18 protein-coding genes are annotated in these 25,697 nt (G+C 73.6%); 6 read left to right on the forward strand and 12 right to left on the reverse strand.

Translation table 11 applies throughout. The features are described 5' to 3' along the window. Positions 1 to 108: 108 nt before the first annotated feature. The 7 genes from NDAS_RS18985 to NDAS_RS19015 form a co-directional block, all read right to left on the reverse strand. Positions 109 to 984 (reverse strand): PHP domain-containing protein, encoded by an 876-nt coding sequence (locus NDAS_RS18985; RefSeq protein ID WP_013154839.1) that lies wholly within the window; start codon positions 982 to 984, stop codon positions 109 to 111. Positions 985 to 1,045: 61 nt separating this feature from the next. Then, on the reverse strand, positions 1,046 to 1,711 hold the full coding sequence (locus tag NDAS_RS18990; RefSeq protein ID WP_013154840.1) for a DUF6758 family protein: 666 nt from the start codon (positions 1,709 to 1,711) through the stop codon (positions 1,046 to 1,048). Positions 1,712 to 1,802: 91 nt separating this feature from the next. Then, entirely contained in the window at positions 1,803 to 3,695 is a 1,893-nt protein-coding gene (gene typA / locus NDAS_RS18995) for a translational GTPase TypA (RefSeq protein WP_013154841.1), read from the reverse strand. A 399-nt stretch (positions 3,696 to 4,094) separates the two neighbouring features. Next, a complete protein-coding gene (locus NDAS_RS19000; protein ID WP_013154842.1) occupies positions 4,095 to 4,529 on the reverse strand; it encodes a (deoxy)nucleoside triphosphate pyrophosphohydrolase in 435 nt (144 codons plus the stop codon). A 253-nt stretch (positions 4,530 to 4,782) separates the two neighbouring features. Next, on the reverse strand, positions 4,783 to 7,035 hold the full coding sequence (gene recD2 / locus NDAS_RS19005; RefSeq protein ID WP_013154843.1) for an SF1B family DNA helicase RecD2: 2,253 nt from the start codon (positions 7,033 to 7,035) through the stop codon (positions 4,783 to 4,785). Between the two features lie 19 nt (positions 7,036 to 7,054). After that, on the reverse strand, positions 7,055 to 7,480 hold the full coding sequence (locus tag NDAS_RS19010; RefSeq protein WP_013154844.1) for an MmcQ/YjbR family DNA-binding protein: 426 nt from the start codon (positions 7,478 to 7,480) through the stop codon (positions 7,055 to 7,057). Positions 7,481 to 7,573: 93 nt separating this feature from the next. After that, positions 7,574 to 8,659, reverse strand: a complete 1,086-nt coding sequence (locus tag NDAS_RS19015; protein ID WP_013154845.1) for a hypothetical protein — start codon at positions 8,657 to 8,659, stop codon at positions 7,574 to 7,576. 179 nt (positions 8,660 to 8,838) lie between these two features. Between NDAS_RS19015 and NDAS_RS19020 the strand changes: the two genes are divergently transcribed. Further along, on the forward strand, positions 8,839 to 9,912 hold the full coding sequence (locus NDAS_RS19020; RefSeq protein ID WP_013154846.1) for a serine/threonine-protein kinase: 1,074 nt from the start codon (positions 8,839 to 8,841) through the stop codon (positions 9,910 to 9,912). 164 nt (positions 9,913 to 10,076) lie between these two features. Here NDAS_RS19020 and NDAS_RS19025 read toward each other — a convergent pair whose 3' ends face one another. Further along, entirely contained in the window at positions 10,077 to 10,637 is a 561-nt protein-coding gene (locus NDAS_RS19025) for a hypothetical protein (RefSeq protein ID WP_013154847.1), read from the reverse strand. Between the two features lie 285 nt (positions 10,638 to 10,922). On the opposite strand from NDAS_RS19025, the gene NDAS_RS19030 reads away from it, so the two are divergent. Next, the gene (locus NDAS_RS19030) at positions 10,923 to 13,061 is read left to right on the forward strand and encodes a 5'-nucleotidase C-terminal domain-containing protein (protein WP_013154848.1); all 2,139 of its coding nucleotides are present in this window, start codon (positions 10,923 to 10,925) and stop codon (positions 13,059 to 13,061) included. Positions 13,062 to 13,286: 225 nt separating this feature from the next. On the opposite strand, the gene NDAS_RS19035 is transcribed toward NDAS_RS19030, so the two are convergent. Further along, entirely contained in the window at positions 13,287 to 13,895 is a 609-nt protein-coding gene (locus NDAS_RS19035; RefSeq protein WP_013154849.1) for a hypothetical protein, read from the reverse strand. Between the two features lie 728 nt (positions 13,896 to 14,623). Here NDAS_RS19035 and NDAS_RS19040 point away from each other — a divergent pair. Both NDAS_RS19040 and NDAS_RS19045 read left to right on the forward strand, forming a co-directional pair. After that, complete coding sequence (locus NDAS_RS19040) at positions 14,624 to 15,292, forward strand: response regulator transcription factor (RefSeq protein ID WP_013154850.1); 669 nt, start codon at positions 14,624 to 14,626, stop codon at positions 15,290 to 15,292. A 63-nt stretch (positions 15,293 to 15,355) separates the two neighbouring features. Then, complete coding sequence (locus NDAS_RS19045; protein ID WP_013154851.1) at positions 15,356 to 16,642, forward strand: sensor histidine kinase; 1,287 nt, start codon at positions 15,356 to 15,358, stop codon at positions 16,640 to 16,642. Positions 16,643 to 16,779: 137 nt separating this feature from the next. On the opposite strand, the gene NDAS_RS19050 is transcribed toward NDAS_RS19045, so the two are convergent. The 3 genes from NDAS_RS19050 to wecB all read right to left on the reverse strand — a co-directional run bounded on the left by NDAS_RS19050 (position 16,780) and on the right by wecB (position 22,187). Further along, on the reverse strand, positions 16,780 to 18,993 hold the full coding sequence (locus NDAS_RS19050) for a glycosyltransferase (protein WP_232051702.1): 2,214 nt from the start codon (positions 18,991 to 18,993) through the stop codon (positions 16,780 to 16,782). Positions 18,994 to 19,031: 38 nt separating this feature from the next. Continuing rightward, complete coding sequence (locus tag NDAS_RS19055; protein WP_013154853.1) at positions 19,032 to 20,747, reverse strand: hypothetical protein; 1,716 nt, start codon at positions 20,745 to 20,747, stop codon at positions 19,032 to 19,034. A gap of 330 nt (positions 20,748 to 21,077) precedes the next feature. Then, positions 21,078 to 22,187, reverse strand: coding sequence for a non-hydrolyzing UDP-N-acetylglucosamine 2-epimerase (gene wecB, locus NDAS_RS19060; RefSeq protein ID WP_041552863.1), 1,110 nt, complete (start codon positions 22,185 to 22,187; stop codon positions 21,078 to 21,080). 229 nt (positions 22,188 to 22,416) lie between these two features. Here wecB and NDAS_RS19065 point away from each other — a divergent pair, with 229 nt between their 5' ends. Continuing rightward, positions 22,417 to 24,144, forward strand: a complete 1,728-nt coding sequence (locus NDAS_RS19065) for a glycosyltransferase family 4 protein (RefSeq protein ID WP_013154855.1) — start codon at positions 22,417 to 22,419, stop codon at positions 24,142 to 24,144. Between the two features lie 103 nt (positions 24,145 to 24,247). Continuing rightward, on the forward strand, positions 24,248 to 25,609 hold the full coding sequence (locus tag NDAS_RS19070) for a nucleotide sugar dehydrogenase (RefSeq protein ID WP_013154856.1): 1,362 nt from the start codon (positions 24,248 to 24,250) through the stop codon (positions 25,607 to 25,609). The last annotated feature ends 88 nt before the right edge of the window (positions 25,610 to 25,697 follow it).

Consider the following 25,697-nt stretch of genomic DNA (forward strand, 5'->3'; position numbering starts at 1 on the left):
CTCAGACCTCTCGACTTCGTCCGGGTATGGGTGGTTGCGCTGCGACCATTGTCGCGCTCCCGCACAGTGGTCGGTACCGTACCGGACGCCGGGACGAGGACACGCGGTTCACCCGCGCAGAAGGGGGGCGCCCGTCGCGGGCGCCACCAGCCGTTCGAACGCCTCCGGGTCGGTGGTCCTGCACCCCAGGCGGCGGCCGGTGAGGCTTCCGTGGTCGTCGCTGGAGCCGGTGACCAGCACGCCCAGCTCCTCGGCCACGCCCCGCCAGTGGCGGGCCTGGTGCCGGTTGTGCGAGGGGTGGTCGGCCTCGATCGCCCCCAGGCCCGCCCCGGCCATGCGCTCCACGAGTTCGAGGGGGACCGCGCCGTTGAGGGCGCCCTCCGCCCGCCCCGGGTGCGCCAGCGAGCAGACCCCGCCCGCCGCCCGGACCAGCTCCACCGCGCGGACCGGGTCGATCGCGTACCGCGAGACGTAGGCCGGGCCGCCGGAGCCGATCCAGCGGTCGAAGGCGTCCTGCACGTCCTTGGCCGCGCCCGCCTCCACGATCGCGCGGGCCAGGTGCGGGCGGCCGATCGTGTTGGCGTCGGCGTACTCGTCGCGGCCGGCGCCCGCGATCTCCAGCACCCGCTCCCAGGTGACGCCGACCCCGTTCTCGTGGAGCTTGCGGACCATCTCCTCGGCGCGGGAGGCGCGGTCGGAGCGGACCCGGCGCAGTTCACCGTCGAGCGCGGGGTCGTCGGGGTCGAACAGGTAGCACACCAGGTGGACGCTGGACCCCGCGTGGGCGCAGGAGAGCTCCATCCCGGGGACCAGGGTGAATCCGGGGGGCAGGTTCTGGGCCGCCTCCCCGATGCCGCCGACCGTGTCGTGGTCGGTGAGGGCGAGCACGTCGAGACCCGCGGCGACCGCGTGCTCGACGACTTCGGCGGGCGTGTCGGTTCCGTCGGAGACCGAGCTGTGGGCGTGCAGGTCGATACGTGTCACCGGGCGATTGTACGTAGGGCGCGGTCCGGCGCGCTCGGCCGGGGCGAGACCCCTTGCCGGTTCAGTCCGGGTCCCGCCGGGGCGCCAGGGCCTGGGTGAGGAAGGGGCTGGGGGCGCCGAAGGGCGGTTCCAGGGAGAGCCCGCCGTCACGGATGTCGCGCAGGTCCCGCAGGGAACCGATCTCGCACATGAGCACGCCGGTGTCGGCGGAGGCGAAGACCAGCCACAGCCACTGGGCGAGCGCCTCGCCGGTGTAGACGGCGCGGTCGGGGCCCACGTCCAGGCTCCACAGGGCGATCTCGTGGCCGTCGAAGCGCACCTTGGCGTCGGCGGCGGAGGCGTCGAAGCCGTCGCCTGGGTCGGGGCCCTCCAGCCCGGCGAGGCGGGCGCCGAGCCCGATCCCCGGGTCCTCGGCGACGATGACCACCTCGCCGACACCGCCGACCAGGTCGGGCCCGGAGAGGGCCACGGCCGTGGCGAGGGCGCCGCTGCGGTCGTCACCGGCCTCGGCGAAGCCGGTGACCACCCAGTTGGCGGGCAGCGGCCAGGGGATCCAGACCGGGACGTGCGCCTGGGGCAGGAGTGCCTCCAGCGCGGCCGCCCCGGGGGCGCGCACCTCCTGGAGGGGCGCCACCGGCCCGTGGGCGTCACACTGCCAGGCGCTGGTCCACAGCCCCGGAGGCTGGACCGCGCGCCCGCAACGGGGACACGTGGGCTCGGACTTCATGCTGCTCAGGGGTCTACCCGAGGGGACCGGCCGGAAAACGCGTCGTGGGCGGGCCGCCGGAGCGGCCCGCCCACGGGCGGTGGCAGCGGTCCTACTGCTGCTGGCGCTTCTTGTTGGCCGTCATGCGGCCGCGCTCCTTCTGGTCCAGGACGACCTTGCGGATGCGCACGTGCTCGGGGGTGACCTCCACGCACTCGTCCTCGCGGCAGAACTCCAGGGCCTGCTCCAGGGACAGCTTGCGCGGCGGCACCAGGCGCACCAGCTCGTCGCCGGTGGCCGAGCGCATGTTGGTGAGCTTCTTCTCCTTGGTGATGTTGACGTCCATGTCGTCGGCGCGCGAGTTCTCGCCCACGATCATGCCCTCGTAGACCTCGGTGCCCGGCTCGACGAAGAGCGTGCCGCGCTCCTGGAGGTTGAACATCGCGAACGCGACGGCCGAGCCGGCGCGGTCGGCCACCAGGGACCCGTTGGGGCGGGTGCGCAGCTCGCCGAACCACGGCTCGAACTTCTCGAAGACGTGGTGGGCGATACCGGTGCCGCGGGTCTCGGTGAGGAACTCGGTGCGGAAGCCGATGAGGCCGCGGGAGGGCACCAGCCAGTCCATGCGCACCCAGCCGGTGCCGTGGTTGACCATGTTCTCCATGCGGCCCTTGCGGATGCTGAGCAGCTGCGTGATGGCGCCCATGTACTCCTCGGGGGCGTCCACGGTGAGGCGCTCGACGGGCTCGTGCACCTTGCCGTCCACGACCCGGGTGACCACCTGCGGCTTGCCGACGGTCAGCTCGTAGCCCTCGCGGCGCATCTGCTCGACCAGGATGGCCAGCGCCAGCTCGCCGCGGCCCTGCACCTCCCAGGCGTCGGGGCGCTCGGTGGGCAGGACCCGCAGGGAGACGTTGCCGACGAGCTCCTTGTCGAGGCGGTCCTTGACCAGGCGCGCGGTGACCTTGGCGCCCTTGACCTTGCCGACCAGCGGCGAGGTGTTGGTGCCGATGGTCATGGAGATGGCGGGCTCGTCCACCTGGATGAGCGGCAGCGGGACCGGGTTCTCCAGGTCGGCGAGGGTCTCGCCGATCATGATGTCCTCGATACCGGCGATGGCGACGATGTCGCCGGGCCCGGCCTTCTCGGCGGGCTTGCGCTCCAGGCCCTCGGTCATGAGCAGCTCGGTGATCTTGACCTGCTGGGTGCTGCCGTCGGTGCGGATCCACGCGACCTGCTGGCCCTTGCGCAGCTCGCCCTGCTGGATGCGGCACAGCGCCAGGCGGCCGAGGAACGGGGAGGCGTCCAGGTTGGTCACGTGCGCCTGGAGCGGGGCCTCGGGGATGTACTCGGGGGCCGGGATGGTGTCCAGGATGGTGCTGAACAGCGGCACGAGGTTGTCGTTGTCGGGCACCGTGCCGTTGGCGGGGCGCTCCAGGGAGGCCTTGCCGTCGCGGGCGCAGGCGTAGACGATCGGGAACTCGATCTGCGACTCGTCGGCGTCCAGGTCCATGAACAGCTCGTAGGTGTCGTCCACGACCTCGGCGATCCGGCTGTCGGGCCGGTCGACCTTGTTGATCACGAGGATGACGGGGAGCTTGGCCTGGAGGGCCTTGCGCAGCACGAAGCGGGTCTGCGGGAGGGGGCCCTCGCTGGCGTCCACGAGCAGGACCACGCCGTCGACCATCGACAGGCCGCGCTCGACCTCGCCGCCGAAGTCGGCGTGGCCGGGGGTGTCGATGATGTTGATGACCACGTCCTCGCCCTCGGGCGTGGTGTAGTGGACGGCCGTGTTCTTGGCGAGAATGGTGATGCCCTTCTCGCGCTCCAGGTCGTTGGAGTCCATCACCCGGTCATCGACGTCCTGGTTCTCCCGGAACACACCGGACTGCCAGAGCATGGCGTCAACGAGGGTCGTCTTGCCGTGGTCCACATGGGCCACGATCGCGACGTTGCGGAGGTCGCTGCGGCGTGCGGAGCCCTCGACGGGCGTAGCGCTGGACATGGGAAAGCTCGATCTCCTGGTACTGGGAAGAACCGCGGAGTGCCACGGCCCACCGCCAGTTTATGCGGTCATGGTGGACTGCTGGGGAAAACGTGCAGGCCGCCGCCGTCACGGCCCGGTGTGGGCGAGCCCCGTGCACGCAAGCCCGGCGCGGACGGGCCCAGTGGAGGCGGGTCCCGCGCGGGCGGGCCCGGTGCGGGCGGGCCCGGTGCGGGCGGGCCCGCGCAGACAAGCGCGGTGCGGGCGGGCCCCGTGCGGGCGTGCCGATGGAGACGAACCCGGTGGAGGCCGGTCGCCCCCGCGGGGCGCACGGCGGCGCCGGGCGGCACCCGTTCGCCGCAGGGTCCCGCTCGGGGACGCGGGAGGCCCGCTGGGGCGGCCCCGCGGCGCCCGCGGGGGTCAGGAGCGGGGGACGGCGCCCGGGGTGAGCAGGGGTTCGACGAGGTCGAGGAAGGGCACGTCGGCGGGCAGCCAGTCCGGTCCGCGCAGTTCGTCGGCGGCGAGCCAGCGCAGGGACAGGTGCTCCAGGGGCCGGGGCTCCCCCTCGACCAGTTCCGCGCGCCAGAGCCGCAGCACGGCGGGGCGCGTGTGCCTCCTGGCGGGCGCGGGGAAGGGCGCGTCCGCGCCGAGCTGGTGCAGGGGTCGGACGGTGGCGCCGAGTTCCTCGCGGCACTCGCGGACCAGGGCCTGCTCCGGGGTCTCCCCCGGATCGACCTTGCCGCCGGGGAACTCCCACCGGCCGCGCAGGGCCTCGGGTTCGGCGCGCTGGGCGGCCAGGACGCGGCCGTCACGGACGAGGACGGCGCCCACCACGATCAGGGTCTGCTGTTCCACGGTTCCCGAGCCTAACCAGTGCCGGTGACCTTCGGGTCGGGGCCCCGGGCGCCGACGCGGGGAGGCCGGCGCCCGGGGGTGCCGCCGCTCTCCGGGGGGAGTGGAAAGAGCGTCGGCCTCCGATGTGGCTGGTGGTCCGACCGGGGCGGGACGCGGCGCCCGGAACCGGAGGTCGGGGCAGAGCCTACGTCGCCGGACGGAGGCGCGTGAGGGATGTCGGCGAACGTTCACCTTCTTTTTCCGTGGCGTGCGGTCAGGGGGCGTCCGGGGGCGGGGGCTCCTCCGGCGGCCGACCGGCCGACCGCAGCCGGTGCGCCAGGGCCGTGTGCCTGCGCCCGGAGGAGGCGTTGCGCACCGCCTGGGCCAGGGCGCGGCGGGAGCCGACCAGGACCACCAGCTTCTTGGCCCTCGTGACGGCCGTGTAGAGCAGGTTGCGCTGGAGCATCATCCAGGCGCTGGTGGTGACCGGCACGACCACCGCGGGGTACTCGCTGCCCTGGGAGCGGTGCACGGTGATGGCGTAGGCGTGGGCGAGCTCGTCGAGTTCGGCGAAGTCGTAGGCGATCTCCTCGTCCTCGTCGGTGCGGACCAGGACCTCCTGGGCGACCTCGTCGAGCCCCGTGACCACGCCGAGCGTTCCGTTGAACACCCCGTTCTCGCCCTTGTCGTAGTTGTTGCGGACCTGGGTGACCTTGTCTCCGACGCGGAAGACGCGCCCGCCGAACCGGCGTTCGGGGACGTGCTCGCCGGAGGGCGTCACGGCGGCCTGGAGGGCCGTGTTGAGGTTGGCCGCCCCGGCCGGGCCGCCCTTCATGGGGGTGAGGACCTGGACGTCCCGGCGCGGGTCGAGGCCGAACCGGCGCGGGATGCGGCGGGCGACCACGTCCACGGTCATCTCGGCCGCGTCCTCGGACTCCTCGCAGGGGAAGAGGAAGAAGTCGGACATACCGTGGAACTCCGGCGGCTCGCCGCCGTTGATCCGGTGGGCGTTGGTGATCACCCCGGAGTTCTGGGCCTGGCGGAAGACGTGGGTCAGTCGCACGCTCGGCACGGGCGAGTCCCCGTCCAGCAGGTCGCGCAGCACCTGGCCCGCGCCCACGGAGGGCAGCTGGTCCACGTCGCCGACGAACAGCAGGTGCGCCCCGGGCGGGACCGCCTTGACCAGCTTGTTGGCCAGGATCACGTCCAGCATGGAGGCCTCGTCCACCACCAGCAGGTCGCAGTCGAGGGGGTTGTCCCGGTCGTAGGCGGCGTCGCCGCCCGGGCGGAGTTCGAGGAGCCGGTGCACCGTGCGGGCCTCGATGCCGGTCATCTCGGTGAGGCGCTTGGCGGCGCGCCCGGTGGGCGCGGCCAGGACGATCGTGGCGCGCTTGGCCATGGCCAGGGTGACGATGGAGGCGACCGTGAAGGACTTGCCGCAGCCGGGCCCGCCGGTGAGCACGCACACCTTCTCCGACAGGGCCAGCCGCACGGCCTCCCTCTGGGCCTCGGCGAGGTCGGCGCGCGTGCGCGAGCGCAGCCAGTCCAGGGCCACGTCCCAGTCCACCCCGGCGAACGCGGGCATGCGGTCGGCCGGGGCGTGGAGCAGGCCGCGCAGGCCGGAGGCGAGACCGATCTCGGCGCGGTGCATGGGCAGCAGGTAGACGGCGCGCACCGGCTCGCCCTCGGGCCCGGGCACGGTCTCGCGCACCACGCCCTCGGTGGCCACGAGTTCGGCCACGCACTCGATCACCAGCCCGGCCTCCACCTGGAGGATCTTCACGGCCGCCGAGATGAGCTTCTCCTCGGGCAGGTAGACGTGCCCGTCGCCGGTGGACTCCGAGAGGGTGAACTGGATACCCGCCATGACCCGCTGCGGGCTGTCGTGCGGGATGCCGACCGCTCGGGCGATGGTGTCGGCGGTCTTGAAGCCGATCCCCCACACGTCGGTGGCCAGGCGGTAGGGCTCCTTCTGCACGATCTGGATGGAGGCGTCGCCGTACTTCTTGTAGATGCGCACGGCCAGGGAGGTGGTGACCTCCACGCCCTGGAGGAAGACCATCACCTCCTTGATGGCCTTCTGCTCCTCCCAGGCGTCGGCGATGAGCCGGGTGCGCTTGGGCCCCAGGCCCGGGACCTCGATGAGCCGTTCCGGATGCTCCTCGATGACCTCCAGGGCGTCGGTGCCGAAGTGGTCGACGATCCGCTCGGCCATCTTGGGGCCGATCCCCTTGATCAGGCCGGAGCCGAGGTAGCGGCGGATGCCCTGGACCGTGGCGGGCAGGACGGTCGTGTAGTCGTCCACGTGGAACTGGCGGCCGTACTGCGGGTGGGAGCCCCAGCGGCCGCGCATGCGCAGCGCCTCGCCGGGCTGGACTCCCATGAGGGAGCCCACGACGGTGAGGAGGTCGTGCGCGCCCCGGCCCGTGTCGACCTTGGCGACGGTGTAGCCGTTCTCCTCGTTGGCGTAGGTGACCCGCTCCAGGACGCCCTGGACGACGGCTGGTCGGAAGGTCGCGTCGGGCACGTGGCCGTCCTCTCCTCGTTCACGCCCTCTCCGGGGCCCGCGGGGCCGGTCCGCCGGTCTCCGGCGCGCCGTCGCCCAGCGCCGCGAGCACGCGGTCGCGGTCGGCCCGGCGCAGGCTCCCCGCCACCAGGACGTAGGAGTGTCTGAGCATCTCCAGGATCTCGTCCTCGGGCACCGTGCCGTCCAGGAGCACGGAGTTCCAGTGCTTCTTGTTCATGTGGTACCCGGGCGTGACGGCGGGGAACTGGTCGCGCAGCTCCAAGGCCAGCCCGGGGTCGCACTTGAGGTTGGCCGTGGCTGGGCCGTTTCCGTCGTCTCCCCCCATGAGCAGGGCGAACATCTTCTGCCCGGCCACCTTGTAGACCAGGTAGCCGGGGCCGAAGGGCTCGGTCTCCCCGGCCTCGGGGAACCACAGGGCGGCGTCGATGAACTGTCCGGGGGTCATGCGGGGCTCCCTTCCTCCCCTACGACAGTGCCAGAGACCGCCGACGTTCGGCGGACCCGGCCTCGGCCTGTGGACAACCCGCGCGGGAGCGGTTCAGTCCTGGTCGTCGGCCAGCGCGGCCACCCGCAGGGCCAGTTCCTGGGCCCGCACGAGGGAGTCGAGCGTCTCGGCGCTCTGCTCGTGCACGGCGCCCGCCTCGGCGGCCTCGGCGGCGATCGCGTCGAGTTCCCGGGCCGACCTGCGGTCCTGGTCGTCCAGTTCGGCGGCGCGCACGCGGTCCGCGTAGTCCTCCAGGACGGCGATCCGCGCCGTCACCTCGGCCGTCTCGGCGGCCAGGACGGCGGCGGCGCGTGCGGCGGCCTCGCGGCTGCGCTCCCCGGGCGTGGGCGTGCGGGAGATCCGCTCCCTGACCCGGGTCTGGTGGAGGAGGCTGCGCGCGAGGGACCACTCCACGTCGGCCAGCACCACGCGGTTGCGGACGGTGTCCAGCAGGAGCCCCCGCTCGTGCAGCGGGGAGCCCAGGACCGCGTCCACTGCCCTCTGCGCGCGCTTCAGGAGGGCGCGGGACTCCTCGTCGAGCGCTCCGGGGGACACGAACTCCCCCTCGGCGGACTGGACGATCCGCACGGGGTCGCGCTCCCTCTCCGCCCGCTGGTGGCGCGTGCGGGCCAGTGCCGCGCCCGCCACCGCGAGCGCGGACGCCGCCAGAAGGGTGATCTCGGCGCCCAGGGGCAGGTCCAGGACCATCCAGCACACGGCGAGGGCCCAGAAGAGCGCGTAGGCCACCCGTGCGAACGCCCTGTTCCGTTCGCCGCCGCCGGTGCCGCGCGGGAAGCGCCTGCCGCGCACCGCGTCCAGGGCCAGGCGCAGCCTCCGGGCGCGCTCCTCGGGGAGGGAGGGGTCGAGCGTGGGCCTGCCCTCGCGTCCGGGCTCGCCGAGCAGCCCGGCCAGGGGCATGAGCACGGACCGGGCCTGGACCCCGCGCTCGGTGAGGACGAGCACCCCGTGGGCGTCGCGTTCGGCCAGGCCCTGGGCGATGAGGGGCGCGCTCTCCCCCGGTTTGCGGACGTCGGGGCACCACACGTCCGGCCGGCCGGGCGGGGGCGCGGCCAGGCGGATCGACCGGATCATGTCGGAGGTGAGGATGACGTTGTACCCGCCGGAGAGGGTGAGCTCCATCGTGTCCTTCCCGGTTCGGGCGCGCGACCACGCATGGGCTTTACGACATCTTTATACCGAAACCTCCTGCGGTGTAGGGGTTTTCGACCACGCGGACCCGCGGCGCCGCCTCCGTGCCGGATAGGATCGCGTCCCCTGTGTCCCCAGGGAGGCGTGTCCCCGGTGAGGAGGGAGTCCCCATGAAGGCGCGAGGCGTGCGCAGACTCGACCCCCTGGAGCCGGACGACCCCCGTGAGATCGGAGGGCACCGGGTGCGGGGGCGGATCGGCTCCGGGGGGATGGGCACGGTCTACGCCGCCGACTCCCCCGGCGTGCACGGCTACCTGGCGGTCAAGGTCGTCCACGCCGAGCAGGCGGCGGACCGGCGCTTCCGGGAGCGCTTCGCGCACGAGGCCCGCCTCCTGGCCAGGGTGAACAGCCCCTCGGTGGCGCGGTTCGTGCGCGCCGACGTGGAGGCGCCGCGGCCGTGGATGATCACCGAGTACGTGCCGGGGCCCACCCTGCGCCGCCACGTGGAGCGGTACGGCCGCCTGCGCGGGGGGATGCTCCTGGGTCTGGCCGTGGGCACCGCCGAGGCGCTGCGGGCCGTCCACGCGGCCGGGGTGGTCCACCGCGACCTCAAGCCCAGCAACGTGGTGCTCTCGGCCAGGGGGCCCAAACTGCTGGACTTCGGGATCGCGCACCCGGTGGAGGACCCCGACCCCACCAAGTGGATGCGTCTGCGGCGGATGCGCCGCGCCTACCGGGACCTGCGGCTGCCCTCGCCGGAGGGGCTGGCCGACGAGCGGGTCAGCGAGCGGGTCGACCGGTTGGGCACCCCGGGGTGGATCAGCCCGGAGCAGTACCGGCGCCAACCCACCGCGCAGAGCGCGGACGTGTTCCTGTGGGGCGCGACCGTGGCCTTCGCGGCGGCCGGGCACGACCCCTTCGGGCGGGCCGGGGCCAAGGAGATGGCCCGGCGCGTGATGTTCGAGGAGCCGGACCTGGAGTACCTGCCGCCCGGCCTGGAGAGGCTGGTGCTGGTCGCGATGTCCAAGGACCCCGACGAGCGGCCCGACTCCGCCGGACTGCTGCGCGCCGCCCTGGGCCTGGAGAACGTCGAGGGCGGGGTACGCGCGTCCGGGGAGGGCGGAGAGGCGGCCGTCACCGGGACGGCGGCCGTGCGGGGTCTGCTGGAGCGGCGGTGGACCGAGGTGGCGGTGCGCCCGCCGCAGCCCCCGCGGGCCGGGCTGTTCGGCCGCGGGGAGGGCTGAGGGGACCGCGGGAGCCGGGGGCCTGCGCCGGGCCGGTCGGGGCCAGTCGTGGGTGCCCCGTCACAGAAGGCGGGCAGCACGGCGTGGGAGAGCCCCGAGGACCCCCCGACTTCCAGGAAACCGCACAGGGGCGGGCGCCGGTAGGGGCTGTGGACGACCCCCGGTCAGAGGAGCCCGTAGTGGGCGCGGCCCTCCCGGGAGAGCATGTACGCCACCATCATGACCGCGAAGCCCAGCGGGACGAGCGCCAGGATGTCCCCGGACAGCACGGTCCACAGCAGGAGCGCGCCCGCCGCGCCCTGGAAGAGCACCACGCCCCAGAAGACGCCGACCGTGCGGCGCCGGATCCGGCCCGCCAGGAGCGTGGACAGCAGCCCGTACACGCCCGTGACCGCCGCCATGACGACCATCATGGCGCGCATGGCCTCGGCGCTGACCGCGAGCTCCAGCCCCTCCTGGGCGGCGAGCTCGGTCTGCTGGCGCAGCGCCTCGTCCATCGCGTCGGCCGGGACGCTGAGCCCCATGAGGAAGAGGCCGGACAGGGCCAGTCCGCAGGCGCCGCCCACGAACATCAGGGCGCGGACGACGGCCACCTTCCTGGGGAGGGGGGCGTCGGGGTGGAGCGCGTCGAAACCGGCCCCGGAGCCGGGCGCCCCGTACGGCGGGACGCCGCCCGCGCCCTGTGTCCCGTTGGGGTCGTACGGGTCCTGGCCAGAGGAAAACACGGACGTCCTCCGAGGGATGTGAGACGGCTTGTCCCGTCCATGGTAGGGGTCCGGGGCGCGGGAGGCGCGGCCCCGGGCGGACCAGGGGAGCCGTCCGGTGACGCAGCGCGATACGGGCAGGCCAAAAACCGGTATCGGAACCGCAGATTCTGCAAATCGTAACCGTGGGAACCATGTGCCCCCGGCCCGGGCGGCTCTAGGGTGAACCCCTCCGGACCTGTCCGCCCACCCCCCCGTCCGCCCCGGCGGATCCCCCGCCCCCGCCCGCGAAGGAGCCCCGCAACGATGTCCAGACTCGTGCGCGCCTCGGCCGCGCTGGTGCTGACCGGCGCCCTGGTGGCGCCGTCCGCCCCCGCGGCCGGAGCGTCCGTCCCCATGAACCCCGGGGACGGCGCCGACTTCACCCTGACGATCCTGCACGCCAACGACCCCGAGTCCCAGCTGCTGTCCGCCTCCGGACAGGAGGACTTCGGCGGCGCCGCCCGCTTCACGATGCTGCTCGACCGGCTGCGCGAGGCCGAGGGCGGCGGCGCCGCGGCCGGGGAGGACGAGGCCGACGAGCGCGGCGTCGTCACGGTCAACGCGGGGGACATGTACCTGCCGGGGCCGGAGTTCGCCGCCTCCCGGGAGGAGGGCGCCCCCTTCTACGACGCCCTCGCCGCCGACCAGGCGGACTACGACGCCGTCTCCATGGGCAACCACGAGTTCGACTTCGGACCGGACGTGTACGCCGACTTCCTCGAACAGCTGGGCGGGGACGCCGCGGTGGTCGCCGCCAACGTGGACGTGTCCGCGGAGCCGCGCCTGGCCGCCCTGGCGGACGCGGGCCGGATCGCGCCCAGCACCGTGGTGGAGGCCTCCGGCCACGAGGTCGGCGTCGTGGGAGCGCTGTACCCGCCGCTGGACACCATCACCAGTCCGCGCGACGTGGTGGTGGAGGACCTCGTCGCCCCGGTGCAGGCCGAGGTCGACCGGCTGACCGCCGAGGGCGTGGACAAGATCGTCCTCCTCTCGCACCTCCAGGGGATCGCCTACGAGGAGCGCGTGGCCAGCGAGCTGACCGGCGTCGACGTCATCGTCGCGGGCGGCGGCCACGAGGTGATGGCGGGCCCCGACGACGCCCTGGTGCCCGGCGACGAGGTCACGGCGCACCCGGAGACCGGCGAGCCGCTGTCCTACCCGCTCATGGCCACCAACCCCGAGGGCGTCGAGGTGCCCATCGTCACCGCCGGGTCGAACTACAAGTACGTGGGCCGCCTGGTGGTGAACTTCGACGGCGGTGACCTGGTGTCGGTCTCCGACCGTTCCGGGCCGGTCCGGGTCTCCGGCGCCGGAGAGGACGCGGTGGAGCCCCACCCCGAGGTGGAGTCGCGGGTCACCGCGCCCGTGTCCGAGTACGTGGCGGGCCTGGCGGAGACGGAGGTGGCCACCAGCGAGGTCGACCTCAACGGCGTCCAGAACCCCGGCGTGCGCACCCAGGAGACCAACCTGGGCAACCTGGTGGCCGACGCGCTGCTGGACACCGGCGTGCGCAACGCGCAGGAGTACGGCGTGCCCGCCCCCCAGATCGGCATCCAGAACGGCGGCGGCATCCGCAACGCCTCGGTGGTCCCGGCCGGTCCGCTGACCGCGCTGGACACCTACTCGATCGCCCCGTTCGCCAACCAGGTGGCGGTGGTCCCCGACATCCCGCGCTCGCAGGTCAAGGAGCTGCTGGAGCAGGGCGTGGCCGCCGCTCCCGCGGCCAGCGGCGCGTTCATGCAGGTCGCCGGGGTCAACTTCGCCTACGACCCGGAGCGCACGGCGCAGGTGGTGGACGGGGAGGGCGCCGTGACCACGCCCGGCGAGCGGGTCCGCAGCGCGGTCCTGCACGACGGAACGGTGCTCGTGGAGGGCGGCGAGGTCGTGGACGGCGACCCGATCACGGTCGTGACCAACGACTTCTCCGCCCGGGGCGGCGACATGTACCCGTTCCGCGGGGCGGACTTCACCGTGGTGGGCGCGACCTACCAGGCCGCGCTGGAGGGCCTGCTCACCGGAACGCTGGAGGGCCGGGTGACCGAGGCCGCCTACCCCGAGGGCGGTTCCGGCCGCATCGTGGTGGGCGAGCGGGCCACCGTTCCCGACGGTGACGGCGGCGGAACGCCCACCGACCCGCCGACCGGCGGACCCACTGACGGGCCCGCCGACCCGGACGGCGGGCCGAGCCCGGACCCGACGGACCCGCCCGCCACGGACGGCCCGGACGACGGCTCCGGCAAGCCCGGCGGGAACGCCGACGGCTCACTGCCGCGCACGGGCGGCGCGCTGCTCGGTCTGGTGGCGGCGGCCGTGGTCGCCGTCGCGGCGGGCGGGGCCGCGCTCTACCTGGGCCGCAGGCGCGGGAGGACGGCGGGCGCGGACTCCCCCGGCTCGGACTCCTGACAGCGGGGCCGGGGCCGGGGTTCGGCCCCGGAGGCCCGGCCTCGCAGCGTCGCCCGCGGTGCTGACCTCGCAGTCCGCCCCGCGGGGCTGGCCCGAAAGCGGCCGGACGGCCTCCCGACTCCGCGCGCGTGCCGGGCGGCCGGACGGCCGCCGCGCTTCGCAGGTCCCGGGACCCGGCGCCGTACCGGCCGCTCCCACGGGGTCCGGATCCGCGACCCGGGCCGCTCAGGGGCAGCCCGCGATCTCGCGCGTGGCCTCGGCCATGTCGTCGCGCTCCTGCTGGTCCAGGCCGTTCTCCTCGAACCACACCAGCACGAAGTGACAGGCGTCCTGGATGTCCGCCGCGGTGTTCTCCTCGCTCTCCAGCATGGCCATCGCGGCGATCATCGCGATTCCGGAGTTCTCGAAGGCGGCCACCCGCACCAGGTTGGTGTCCATCGACGAGGTGCACTGGAAGAGGGTCGTCTCCTCGGCTCCGGGGTCCGAGCCGCAGACCTCGTCGGTGATGTCCAGACGGGCGTCGATCTCGAAGTCGCGGCGCAGCTCGTCGATGAGCTCCTCCGAGCTGATGAGGTTCTCCGCCCCGGAGGACGGTGGGTCCGTCGGCTCCGCGGAGGGCTCGTCGGTGGGCAGGGGCTCCCCGGTGGGCGCGGGGGCGGCGGTGGGGGCGGGGTCCCCGGTCGGTGCCTCCCGGGTCGGCTCGCCGCCGGGCTCCGCCGAGGGCTCGGAGTTCCTGACGGCGGCGACGAGGTCGGTCATCCTGCCGCCGAAGGCGAGGCCTCCGCCGAGGAAGGAAGCGCCCGCCAGCACAGCGATCACGGCGAGCACGGCCACCAGGCCGGTGCCGTAGCGGCCAGGGCGAGGCGACCGGGGCGGCTGCCCGTAGGGCCCCTGTGGACCTTGAGGTCCCTGAGGCCCCTGCGGGCCTTGGGGAACCCGCCCGTGAACGCCCTGTGGACCTTGAGGGGCAGGAGGCCCCTGATGTGTCTGGAACCTCTGAGGAAGCGGAGGCACCTGGGTGCTCTGGGAGGTGTGCGGCCCCTGAGCCCCCGGTGTGGGCTGAGGGCCTTGGGCACCCTGCGCTGCCTGAGGGCCCTGGCCTGCCTGAGGGCCCTGCTGCCCCGGAGGCGACGGCGGGCCCTGAGGACCTGCGCCCTGCGGGTCTCCGGCTCCGTGGGGATGCGGCCCGCCCCGGGGCGTGTACGCCCCCGGCGGCCTCCAGGGCGGTGGCGAACTGTCGGGATTCACGTACGTTCTCCTCGTTGTCGGGGCTGGTGGCGGACGCCTCGGCTCCACGCTTCGCTGTCCTGACGCCGACTTACCAAACGTTTTGCAATGAATCGTCCCATTTTCTCCGCCACACTGTTCACCGGGGGGCACGATCCGGACGACGCGGAACCCGAACCAAGCTTCCCATTATCACCATGTAAGTGTAAAGAAAAGTACCAAGATGACGAATTGAACCTTTTGCCCGGTATGTGATTAGCGTATTTTCGACCAACCTTGGGACATCCGGCGCGCATAATAGGGAAATGCGCGTCCCCGGACCTACGATCGACAACATGACCTGCGTTTTGCTGGCCGAAGACGATGTCTCGATCTCCGAGCCTCTCGCGCGCGCGCTCCGGCGCGAGGGCTACACGGTGGACGTGACCGTCAACGGCGTTGAGACACTCGACCGTGCCCGTGCGGGAGACATAGACCTCATGGTCCTGGATCTCGGGCTGCCCGAAATGGACGGGCTAGAGGTGGCGCGTCGGCTCCGGGCCGAGGGTCACGGAACGCCCATCCTCATCCTGACCGCCCGCGCCGACGAGGTGGACACCGTCGTCGGCCTCGACGCGGGCGCCGACGACTACGTCACCAAGCCCTTCCGGCTCGCCGAACTCCTGGCGCGCGTGCGCGCCCTGCTGCGCCGGGGCGGCGCCGAGGTGCCCGTCGTGCACGGCGTGCGCATCGACAACGACTCCCGCAGGGCCTGGCTGGGCGAACGCGAGCTCCAGCTCACCACCAAGGAGTTCGACCTGCTGCGCGTGCTCGTCCGCGACGCGGGCAAGGTGGTCACCCGCGAGCAGATCATGCGCGAGGTGTGGGACACCAACTGGTGGGGTTCGACCAAGACCCTGGACATGCACATCTCCTGGCTGCGCCGCAAGCTGGGGGACGACGCCAACCAGCCGTCGTACATCACGACCGTCCGGGGTGTGGGCTTCCGGTTCGAGCGAGACTGACGCGACCTTCCGGGGCGCCCCGCGCCGGTCGGTCGCCTCCGGGTCGCACGGACATGAGGTGACATGCGCAGGCGGATGGTTTTCTCCACCCTGGTGGTGACCGTCATCGCCGTCATGCTGCTCGGGCTGCCCCTGGGCGCGCTCACGTACAAGCTGGTGTACGACGAGAGCACCCGCCAGCTCCAGGGCGAGGCGGAGCTGATCGGCGCCGAGAGCGACACCATGCTGGAGCTGCACGGCCAACTCGACCTGGGCGAGTTCGACCGCGACCATCCCCACCGCTTCATCCGGATCACCCCGGCGGAGGAGCCCACCTCGGTGACCGCGGGCGATCCCGCGCTCGATCCCGAGGCGCCCGACTCCCCGAGCATGCTCAAGGCGACCGCGACCACCGGCCGGGGCACGCGCGTCGAGGTGTGGATGAGCGCCGAGAGCGTGCAGCAGAGCGTGGTCCGCGCCTGGATGGGGATCGCGTCGCTGTCCCTGCTGGCCATCGGCGTCGCCGTGGGCCTGTCGATGTTCCAGGCCCGCAGGCTGACCCTGCCCCTGCTCGACCTGGCGGCCACCGCGGAGCGCCTGGGCTCGGGCGTGACCACGCCGTGGGGCCACCGGTACGGGATACCGGAGGCCGACCGGGTGGCGGAGGTCCTGGACCGCAGCGCCGAGCGCATCGCCGGGCTGATCGCCACCGAGCGCCACTTCGCGACCGACGCCTCGCACCAGCTGCGCACGCCGCTGACCGCGCTGACGATGCGCCTGGAGGAGATCCTGGCCGAGGCGGACAACCCCGAGGTGGTCCGCGAGGAGGGCGAGGCCGCCCTGGCCCAGACCGAGCGCCTGGTGGAGACCGTGGAGAGCCTGCTGGGACGGGCCCGCAAGAGCCAGAACCCCGAGGTGGAGGCGGTGGAGATCGACCCCGTCCTGCACCACCTCCAAGAGGAGTGGCAGCCGGTCTTCCAGTCCGCGCAGCGCAGGCTGCTGGTCACCGGCGACCCGGGGCTGACCGCGATGACCGTCTCCGCCGACCTGGCGCAGATCGTCGCGACCCTGGTGGAGAACGCCTACAAGCACGGCGCGGGGACGGTCACCATCCGGCGGCTGGACACCGGGCAGTCGGTGCGCATCGAGGTGAGCGACGAGGGCGAGGGCGTGCCCGAGCACCTGTCGGGCCGGATCTTCGAGCGCGAGGTGAGCGGCGGGGGCGGGACCGGGCTGGGCCTGGCCCTGGCACGGCACATCGCCGAGTCCGAGGGGGCCCGGATCGAGCTGGTGCAGACCAAGCCGACGACCTTCGCGCTGTTCCTGCCCGCGGGCGCGGGGGGCCTGTCCAAGATGACGGGCCCGGTGTAGGCGCCCCCGGGAGGCACGTCGCGGGCCTTTCGGGAAGCGGCCCCGCTCCCCGGAAGGCCCGCGGCCCCTCAGGGAACGGGTTCACCGGCGCGGGCCCCGGGCTCCGGCCGACGCCTCGCCCAGGCCCGCGCCGTGCCTCAGGCGCCTGCTGTGGCGGCGGAGTGCTCCGCCTGGGGCGCCCTGCCGCGGACCACCAGGTCGCTCCACAGCGACCGCACCCGGGACAGGCCGTAGGCGGTGGTGACCTCCTCGCGTGCGCGCGCGGCCTCCGAGGAGAACCGCCCCTCGCTGACGGTCGCGTGGATGGCCTCGGCCATCGCCACGGCGTCGTCGTGGATCCAGTGCGGGTCGTAGATGGTGTCCGCGCCCGGCCACGGCAGCAGGGCGGGCACGCCGCCCGAGGCGGCGCACTCGGCGGGCGCCAGGTGGAAGGACTCGTCGTCGCTGGTGGAGAGCATGAACCCCACCCGCCGCAGCCAGGTGGCCACGTCCGGCCCGAAGGGGTCGAACACCACCCCGGAGGCGAGGCGCTCGTCGCGCTGGATCCGCCGGTAGACGCGCTCGAAGTAGGCGCGCTCCTCCGGCCGGTTCCAGATCCACCAGTACTCCCACGGCTGCTTGGTCTTGACCGACAGCGTGTACCGCGGGTCCATGCGCCGCAGCTCGGCGATGACGTCCAGGCCCCGGTCCAGCCGCTTGCGCGAGGGCGCGATGCCGACCATGCCCAGGGAGTACTCGGCCCCGGGGAGCTTGGGGCGGCCGAGCTGCTCGTCGTCCACCCAGTTGGGGACCACGACCACCTTCCCGGCGGGCCACCCGGTGATCTCGCGGGTCAGGTCGGCGTAGTGGGGGCTCACGCACACCACCGCGTCGACCTTGTCGATGTCGAGCTTGCGGGGCCACTCCGCGTAGAGCTCGAAGCGGTGCAGCCGCACGATGAGCCGCTGGTCGGGGCGCTTCCACTTGGAGTAGAACAGCGCGTTGGGCCCGCACCACTCGCAGATCACCACGTCGGCCCAGGCGGCCAGCTCCCGGGAGCGGTACTGGTCGTGGGTGCTCAGCCCCTCCCACTCGTCCATGCGCACGTCGAGACCGGGCAGCGAGTCCAGGTACTCGGCCAGGCGGGTGAAGAACTTCATGTCGTGCCCGGCGATGACCACCTTGAGCGGCCGCTCGGGGTCGGCGCCCTCGGGGGTGGGCGGCAGGGCGTCGGCGAGGTAGCCGCGCAGCCGCTCGGCGGCCCGCTCCAGCGTGTGGTCGGCCGCGGCGTCGCGGCAGCGCGCGGCGGCGTCCGCGTAGACCGCGCGGTCGCCGTGGGCGCGGGCCACCACGTCGGCGACCGAGGCGACGTCGGTCCCGGCGAAGAGCGGGTAGTCCGCGCCCAGCATGGCCTCGTGCATGGGCGTGCGGTTGAGCACCACCGGCAGTCCGAGCGCGCCCAGCTCCAGCACCTTGGTGGACAGCTCCAGGCTGGCGTCCATGGACGGGTCGCGCCAGGACAGCCCGAAGCCGCACTCGGCGGCCTGGCGGAGCGCCTCGGCGCGCGACATCCCGCCGCGCCAGTCCACGTTCGGGGTGCCCTCCAGGGCCCTGCGCATGTTCTTGGCCCAGTCGGCGGGTTCGGCGTGGATCTTGTCGCCGATCATCACGAGTTCGGCGTCCACCCCGCGCCGCGCCAGCTCGGCGGGCAGCTCGGTCATCTCCAGGGTGTTCCAGCGGGGCGCGAACTTGCCGGTGTAGGCCAGGCGGGCGCGGCCGCCGGCCCCGCCGTCGGCGCGCACGTCCTCGGGGACGACCACCACGGGCGGGAACAGGACCGACCGGCCGCAGGCGGCGGGCACCGTCGACTCCAGGAAGGCGCGCAGCTCCTCGGTCTGGCAGAGCAGGAACCGCGAGGCCAGCGCGATCTCGGTGAGTTCGGCGGTGGCGGTCGCGGACAGCTCGCCCACGCTGTGCGGGAAGTCGGTCAGGTAGGTCCACAGGCGGCCCGCCAGCGCCTCCTCCTGCGCGGCCAGCCCGGCCAGGCGGCGCCCGCGCACGACGACGAGGTCGAAGGGCTTGCGCTCGTGGTGCCTGGTCATCAGGGTGACGGCCTGCTCCGGGGTGAGCCCCCTCGGCCCCAGGTCGGGCAGCGCCTTGTCCTCGTAGGGCCGCAGCAGCCGGACCCCGGGCACCCTGGTGAGGGGCTCGGTGAGCCGGTCGGTGCGCACGGGCGCCTTCAGCAGCAGGGTCACCTCGCATCCGGCGGCGGCCAGGGCCTGCGCCATCGACTGCGCCCAGATCGCGGAACCGTCGATGATGTTGAGGTCCACGTCCCCGTACAGGAGTGCGCGCGGAGGCGGTGTGCTCACGTTCTTCCCTTCGGATGCTTTCTCGTTGCCCGTACGGCTCATCCGACGGCGCCGGTCGAGGCGTCGGCCGCGTCGGACACGGGGTCCTCCGCGTCGTCGCCCGTCCCGTGGTCGGGGCCCAGGGCCAGGAGCCGGGTGCCGCGGCGGTTCCACTCCGCCGGGTCCCAGCCGCGCCTCAGCAGCGTGGTGCGGACCAGTTCCGGCACGACCGCGCTGACGAAGACGTACTGACGGTCCGCGGTGCCTGGACGGTCGAGGAGACCGTGCGCGCCCGGCTCGGCGGCCGACGCGTCGACGGTACCGACCGCGTCGGCGTCCGTGCACTCCACCGCGCAGACCAGGTCGGCCAGGCGCCTGCGGCCGACCGGAGCGGTCCACAGGTGCGACCACGGCGCGGTGGCGCGCTCGGCCAGGGTGGCCCAGGGCTCCCCGGCGCGGCCTCCGGGCTCGTCGCGGGTGAGTTCCTCGGGGGTGTCCGGGGCGTTGAAGCGTACCGTGCGCACGGTGACGCCCTCGGCGCGCAGCCGCTGGATCCCGGGCAGGCGGGAGGCCGTGCCGGGCACGACCACCTCGGCGGGCCTGAGCGCGGAGGCCAGCAGGTCGTCGGCGAGCCGGTCGGCGTCCGCCTCCCCCGCGGGGTCGGCCAGGACAGCTACGGACCGGCCGCGCAGCGGCAGTTCACGGCCGGGCGTGCCGGGCGGGAAGTCCAGGCCGTCCAGGATCTCGGCGAGGCGCACCGGGGTGGCCTCGCGCAGGAAGACCTGGCGGAGCATGCCGCGCTGCTCGGCCGCGGTGGGCTCCTCGGCGCGCATGCGCGGCACCGTGACGGCCAGGCCCTCCCCCGCGGTCACCGCGCGGGTGCCGCAGGCCCAGGCGCGGCTGTGCAGCCGGGGCTCCTCGGCGGTCAGGGGCGCGACGACGGCGACCTTGGCGGCGCGCAGGGCGTCGGCGAGGCCGCGGGAGTCGGCCTCCACCACGCCCGCGTCCAGCCCGGCGAGGACGCCGGGGACGGGCTCCTCGCGGTGGACGCGCACGAAGACCGTCTCGGGCCCGGGCGTCAGGTCGGCGGCCACGGGGTTGAACAGGTGCAGGGGGACCCCGGCGTCGCCCCGGTGGACCCTGTCGAAGCCCAGCTCGCGCAGGGCGGGCGGCGAGGGGACGTCGTCGAGCAGGACCGTGGGGATGCCGCGGGAGGCGGCGGACTCCAGCACCCAGTGCAGGGCGCGGGTGCGGTCGGCGGCCGCGGGGTCGCCCACGTGCGCCCACGGCGACCCGGGGGCGGCGGCCGAGGCCGAGACCAGGACCAGGTCCACGTCGACGCCGTCCATGACGATCTGGGCGTCGTGCGGGCGCAGCGGCACCGGGCGCACGTAGGGGTCGATCGCCTCCGCGATGGAGGGGCCGACGACCGTGGCGACGACCAGCAGGTCCTCGCTGCCGCCGCTCAGGCCGGTGAGCAGGCGCGACTCCTGGCGCTCGGCGTCGAAGGAGCGGACCGGCTCGGCGCCGCCGCGGCGGCGGCGCTCGGTGTGCCGGGTGTTGCCGCTACTGCGCCAGAGGCGGTAGAGGTCACGGGGAAGTTTGACCAGGGATTTGCCTGGGCGCTTGGCGGCGGCCGTGAGCGCCTTGCCCACCTGGAGCGAGGTGGAGCCCTCCAGGGCGGCGAGCCGGCTGCGCGCCTCCTGGAGCTGGGCCTCGCGCTCGGCCAGCGCCTGCCGGAGCTGTTCGGTCTGGCTCTGTTCACGCCGTTTCACGGTCTGCCACCTTGTGTTCGGTTCGGTTCGGCGAAACCACCGCGCCGTGCGTCGGGTCCGACTGCGACGTGCGGTGCACCCTGCGAGTGCCCGGCCGGGTGCGGATGCCCATGGCCAGGCGTGTCGCGGGCCCGGCGGGGCCCCTGGGGTGCGGGACGGTTGGAGGGACGTGTGCCATGGTGGATCACCTGGACCGCTGCGGGGGAATAGGGGCCGCTCTTCGGCGCGCCCCGCGTGCCTGGACCGGGACCGCGCCCCGTACGGCGCGTTCCCGCGCGCTGGCGTTCCTGGGTGCGGGAACGGGTGCGCGGTGTTCGTGTGTCATGGGGTTCACCTCGACCACTGGGTGAGCACGGAGGCGATGCGCTCCCCCGCGCGGCCGTCCCACAGGGGCGGGGTGTCGCCGATCCGCTCCGGGCTCCGCCCGTGCAGGACCTTGGTGACGGCCTGGAGGAGGTCGGCCTCCGTGACGAGCTGGTTGGTGCCGTGGGTGATGGTGACGGGGCGCTCGGTGTTGGGGCGCAGGGTCAGGCAGGGGACCCCGAGGATCGTGGTCTCCTCCTGGACGCCGCCGGAGTCGGTGACCACGGCGGCGGCGCCGCGGGTGAGCGCGACGAAGTCGAGGTAGCCCAGGGGTTCGAGGAGCCGCACGCGCGGGTGGTCGCCGAGCCCGGCCCGGTCGAAGGCGGCCTTGCCGCGCGGGTGCACGGGCATGACCACGTCGGCGAGGTCGGCGATCTCGTGCAGGCGCGCGGCGAGGCGGGCGACGGTGTCGGGGTCGTCCACGTTCGCGGGCCGGTGCAGGGTGGCGGCGACGTAGCGCTCGGGCAGGTCCAGGCGCTCGCGCAGGGCGTCGGCGTCGAAGCGGTCGAGGTTGCCCAGGAGGGTGTCGATCATGGGGTTGCCGACCAGGTGGACGCGGGAGGGCGGGACGCCCTCGGCGGCCAGGTGGCCGACGGCCTCCGGGCTGGTGGCGAAGCACACGTCGCTGAGCTGGTCGGTGACGCGGCGGTTGATCTCCTCGGGCATGGTGTTGTCGAAGGAGCGCAGCCCCGCCTCCACGTGGGCGACGGGGACGTGCAGCTTGGCGGCGACCAGGGCCGCGGCCACGGTGGAGTTGACGTCGCCGTAGACGACCACCATGCCGGGCCTGCGCTCGGTGAACTCCTTCTCCAGGCCCACCATGAGCGCGGCGGTCTGGGCGGCGTGGGAGCCCGAGCCGACGCCGAGGTCGACGTCGGGGGTGGGCAGGCCCAGGTCGCGGAAGAACACCGCGGACATGCGGTCGTCGTAGTGCTGGCCGGTGTGCACGACCGCCTGGTGCGCGCCGCGTCCGCGCAGGGCGGAGACCACGGGCGCTGCCTTGACGAAGTTGGGGCGCGCGCCGACGACGTGCACGATCCCGGTGTCCTGGCTCCCCAGGGGGGCACTCGTTGCCACGGCTCTCACGTTTCCTTCTGTTGGGGTGGTGTTCCCGCCGTGACCGGCGGGACTGGTGTGGTCCGGCGGCGTTCCTTGCCCGAGCCGTCCCGTCCGTGTCGCCGTGGTGTCACCGTACGGTCACGTCCGCGTGGTTGTGTGACTGACCGTGCATGACACCCAAGCTTCCGAAACCCAGGTTCCGCGTCCGCGCGCCCGCTGGCCGCGAGCGGCGACGTTCACCCTCTCGTTGGCCTGGCGACACCTGCGGGCCGAACCGGCCCGGCTGCCGCTGCTGGCGCTGCGGCTGACGCCCGGTCCGCCCCGGCGCGCGGTGCGCGCCCTGGCCTCCCGGGCGGGCGGCCGGGCCCGCGCCTACGCCCTGTGGGACCAGGGCCGGCGCGCGGACGCCCGCGAGGCGGTGCTCGCCGCGGCGAGCGGTGCCTCCCCCCGCCGGGTGGGCCGCCTGGTGGCGTCCTGCCTGGCGGCGGGAGACGCGGCCACCGCCCGGGAGCTGGTCGAACAGCTTCCGGAGGGCGCTCTTCGGGAGGCCGCGGAGCATCGGACGGCCCTGGCCACGGGACGCGCTGTCGCCGCGCCCCCGTCCACGTCGCCTGACCGTCACGCCATCACGTTAACCCGCGATCCACGAACGCCGCCCGACGCCACGGTGAACGCTCGGCGACCGGAGGCGTCGGAGGGTGAACGGTGGCGTGTGGCCGGGGACCCGGCGTCACCCGGAGCGGGCCTGCGGGTGCTGCACCTGGTGACCAACGCGCTGCCGCACACCAACGCGGGCTACACCCAGCGCACCCACAAGATCGCGGTCGCCCAGCGCGAGGCCGGAATGGACGTGCACGTGGTCACCCGGGCGGGGTACCCCCTGGTCAAGGGGGTTCCCGACCCGCGCACGCTGGTGCGGGTGGACGGCATCCCCTACCACCGCCTCCTCCCCTGGACGGCGCCCGCCGACGCCGCCCAGGAGCTGGCCGCGGGGGTGCGGCTGGGGTCGGAGCTGGTGGAGGCGCTGCGGCCCGACGTGCTGCACGCCGCGAGCAACCACCACAACGCCCGCCTGGCCCTGGAGCTGGGCCGCAGGTTCGGCCTGCCGGTGGTGTACGAGGTGCGGGGCTTCCTGGAGGAGTCGTGGCTCTCGCGCGACCCCTCGCGCAGCGTGGACGACGCCTTCTACCGGGCCGAGCGCGCGAGCGAGACCGAGTGCATGCTGGCCGCCGACCTTGTGGTGACCCTGGGCGAGGCGATGCGCGCCGACATCGAGGCGCGCGGCGTGCCGCGCGAGCGCCTGCTGGTGGTGCCCAACGCGGTGGACGCCTCCTTCCTGGCCCCGCTGCCGCCGGGCGCGGGGGTGCGCGCCGAGCTGGGGATCGGCGGCGAGGACTTCGTGGTGGGCACCACCACCAGCTGCTTCGGCTACGAGGGCCTGGACACGCTGCTGGAGGCGGTGGCCCTGATGCGCGAACGCGGCGAGGCGGCGCACGCCCTGGTGGTGGGGGACGGCCCCGAGCTGCCCGCGCTGCGCTCCCTGGCCGACTCGCTGGGTCTGGAGGGGGCCGCGCACTTCACCGGCCGCGTCCCGGCCGCGCGGGTGCGCGACCACCACGCCGCGCTGGACGTGTTCGCGGTGCCCAGGCGCGACGAGCGGGTGTGCCGTCTGGTCACCCCGCTCAAACCCGTGGAGGCCATGGCGGGCGGGCTTCCGGTGGTGGCCAGTGATCTCCCCGCGTTGCGAGAGATCGTGGAACCGGGAGTGACAGGAGAGTTAATTCCGGCAGGCGAATCGGCGACCCTAGCCGATGTGCTGACAAAACTCGCTTACAGTCGTGAAAAGCGGATCTCCTACGGCAGTGCGGGTCGCGATCTCGTCGGCGACCGCACCTGGGCCGAGGCCGCATACCGCTACAACCAGGCGTATCGGGTTCAGATTCGCGAAATGACCGAACCAGGCCAGAACCCGTAAGCGTGGACAACACGTGCTTACACTCAGACGTCTAACGCACTGAGCAATGGCACTTCCCGCTATTTACGCCCGTTCACGAGATGAATGCGAGTGTGACCACGAAGTGGATGCCGCAGCCTCCAACCCAGCCCTTGTCTCCGAGCAGTCCGCCGGTGCGGTCAGCGACCTCGTCGTTCTCGGCCTCGGCTACGTCGGCCTGCCGCTGGCGGCCGAGGCCGTGTCCGCCGGCCTGAAGGTCACCGGTCTGGACGTGAGCGACCGCGTCGTCGACGGGCTCAACAACGCCGTCTCGCACGTGGACGACCTCTCCGCGGAGGACGTGCGCCGGATGCTGGACCGCGGTTTCACCGCGACCACCGACCCGGCCTGCCTGGCCGCCGCGCGCACCATCGTGATCTGCGTGCCCACGCCGCTGTCGGCCGAGGGCGGCCCCGACCTGGGCGCGGTGACGTCCGCGGCCGAGGCGATCGCCGCCCAGCTGCAGCCCGGCACCCTGGTCATCCTGGAGTCGACCACCTACCCCGGCACCACCGAGGAGGTGGTCCGCCCGCTGCTGGAGAAGTCCGGCCTGGTCGCGGGCGCCGACTTCCACCTGGCCTTCTCGCCCGAGCGCATCGACCCCGGCAACCCGACCTTCGGCGTGGCCAACACGCCCAAGGTGGTCGGCGGCCTGACGCAGGAGTGCGGCGAGGCGGCGGCGGAGTTCTACGGCGCCTTCGTGAACACGGTGGTGCGGGCGCGCGGCACCCGCGAGGCCGAGATGGCCAAGCTGCTGGAGAACACCTACCGCCACGTCAACATCGCCCTGGTCAACGAGATGGCCATCTTCTGCCAGGAGCTGGGCGTGGACCTGTGGGACTCCATCGCCGCGGCGGCCACCAAGCCGTTCGGCTTCCAGGCCTTCTACCCGGGCCCGGGCGTGGGCGGCCACTGCATCCCCATCGACCCGAACTACCTGTCGTACAAGGTCAAGACCCTCGGCTACCCGTTCCGGTTCGTGGAGCTGGCCCAGGAGATCAACGGCCGCATGCCCTCCTACGTCATCCAGCGGGCGCAGGAGCTGCTCAACGACTCCGGCCTGGCCCTGTCGCGCTCCAAGGTGCTGCTGCTGGGCGTCACCTACAAGGCCGACATCGCCGACCAGCGCGAGTCCCCGGCCCGGCCGGTCGCGCGCAAGCTGGCCGCCAAGGGCGCCACGCTGACCTACCACGACCCGCACGTGGAGTCCTGGCAGGTCGACGGCGTGGACGTGCCCAGGTCCACCGACCTGGACCGCGCCCTGGCCGAGGCCGACCTGACCATCCTGCTCACCGACCACGCCGAGTACCGGCCCAAGCGGCTGGAGGAGTACGCGCGGCTGCTCCTGGACACCCGGGGCGTGCTGCGCCGCCCCGACCCCGAGGACTCCGCGGTCCCCTCGCAGGTGCGGCGCCACGTCACACGGGAGGGCATCGAGGTCCTGTGAGCTGAGGGACCCGTCCCGACGGGCACGCCGATCCGCGAGCACACCGCGTTCATCGGCGTGCCTTTCGGCGTTCACCTTCCCCCGGCCG

The sequence above is a fragment of the Nocardiopsis dassonvillei subsp. dassonvillei DSM 43111 genome (genome assembly GCF_000092985.1).
GTDB classification, from domain to species: Bacteria; Actinomycetota; Actinomycetes; order Streptosporangiales; family Streptosporangiaceae; genus Nocardiopsis; species Nocardiopsis dassonvillei.

What these genes read in the sequence shown, in the direction of transcription:
- NDAS_RS19015 (WP_013154845.1), bottom strand. Translation starts at nt 8,659, where the DNA reads ATGGAGCTCACCCTCTCCGGCGGGTACAACGTCATCCTCACCTCCGAC.
- typA (WP_013154841.1), bottom strand. Translation starts at nt 3,695, where the DNA reads ATGTCCAGCGCTACGCCCGTCGAGGGCTCCGCACGCCGCAGCGACCTC.
- NDAS_RS19045 (WP_013154851.1), top strand. Translation starts at nt 15,356, where the DNA reads ATGCGCAGGCGGATGGTTTTCTCCACCCTGGTGGTGACCGTCATCGCC.
- NDAS_RS19030 (WP_013154848.1), top strand. Translation starts at nt 10,923, where the DNA reads ATGTCCAGACTCGTGCGCGCCTCGGCCGCGCTGGTGCTGACCGGCGCC.
- NDAS_RS19020 (WP_013154846.1), top strand. Translation starts at nt 8,839, where the DNA reads ATGAAGGCGCGAGGCGTGCGCAGACTCGACCCCCTGGAGCCGGACGAC.
- NDAS_RS18990 (WP_013154840.1), bottom strand. Translation starts at nt 1,711, where the DNA reads ATGAAGTCCGAGCCCACGTGTCCCCGTTGCGGGCGCGCGGTCCAGCCT.
- NDAS_RS19010 (WP_013154844.1), bottom strand. Translation starts at nt 7,480, where the DNA reads ATGACCCCCGGACAGTTCATCGACGCCGCCCTGTGGTTCCCCGAGGCC.
- NDAS_RS19040 (WP_013154850.1), top strand. Translation starts at nt 14,624, where the DNA reads ATGACCTGCGTTTTGCTGGCCGAAGACGATGTCTCGATCTCCGAGCCT.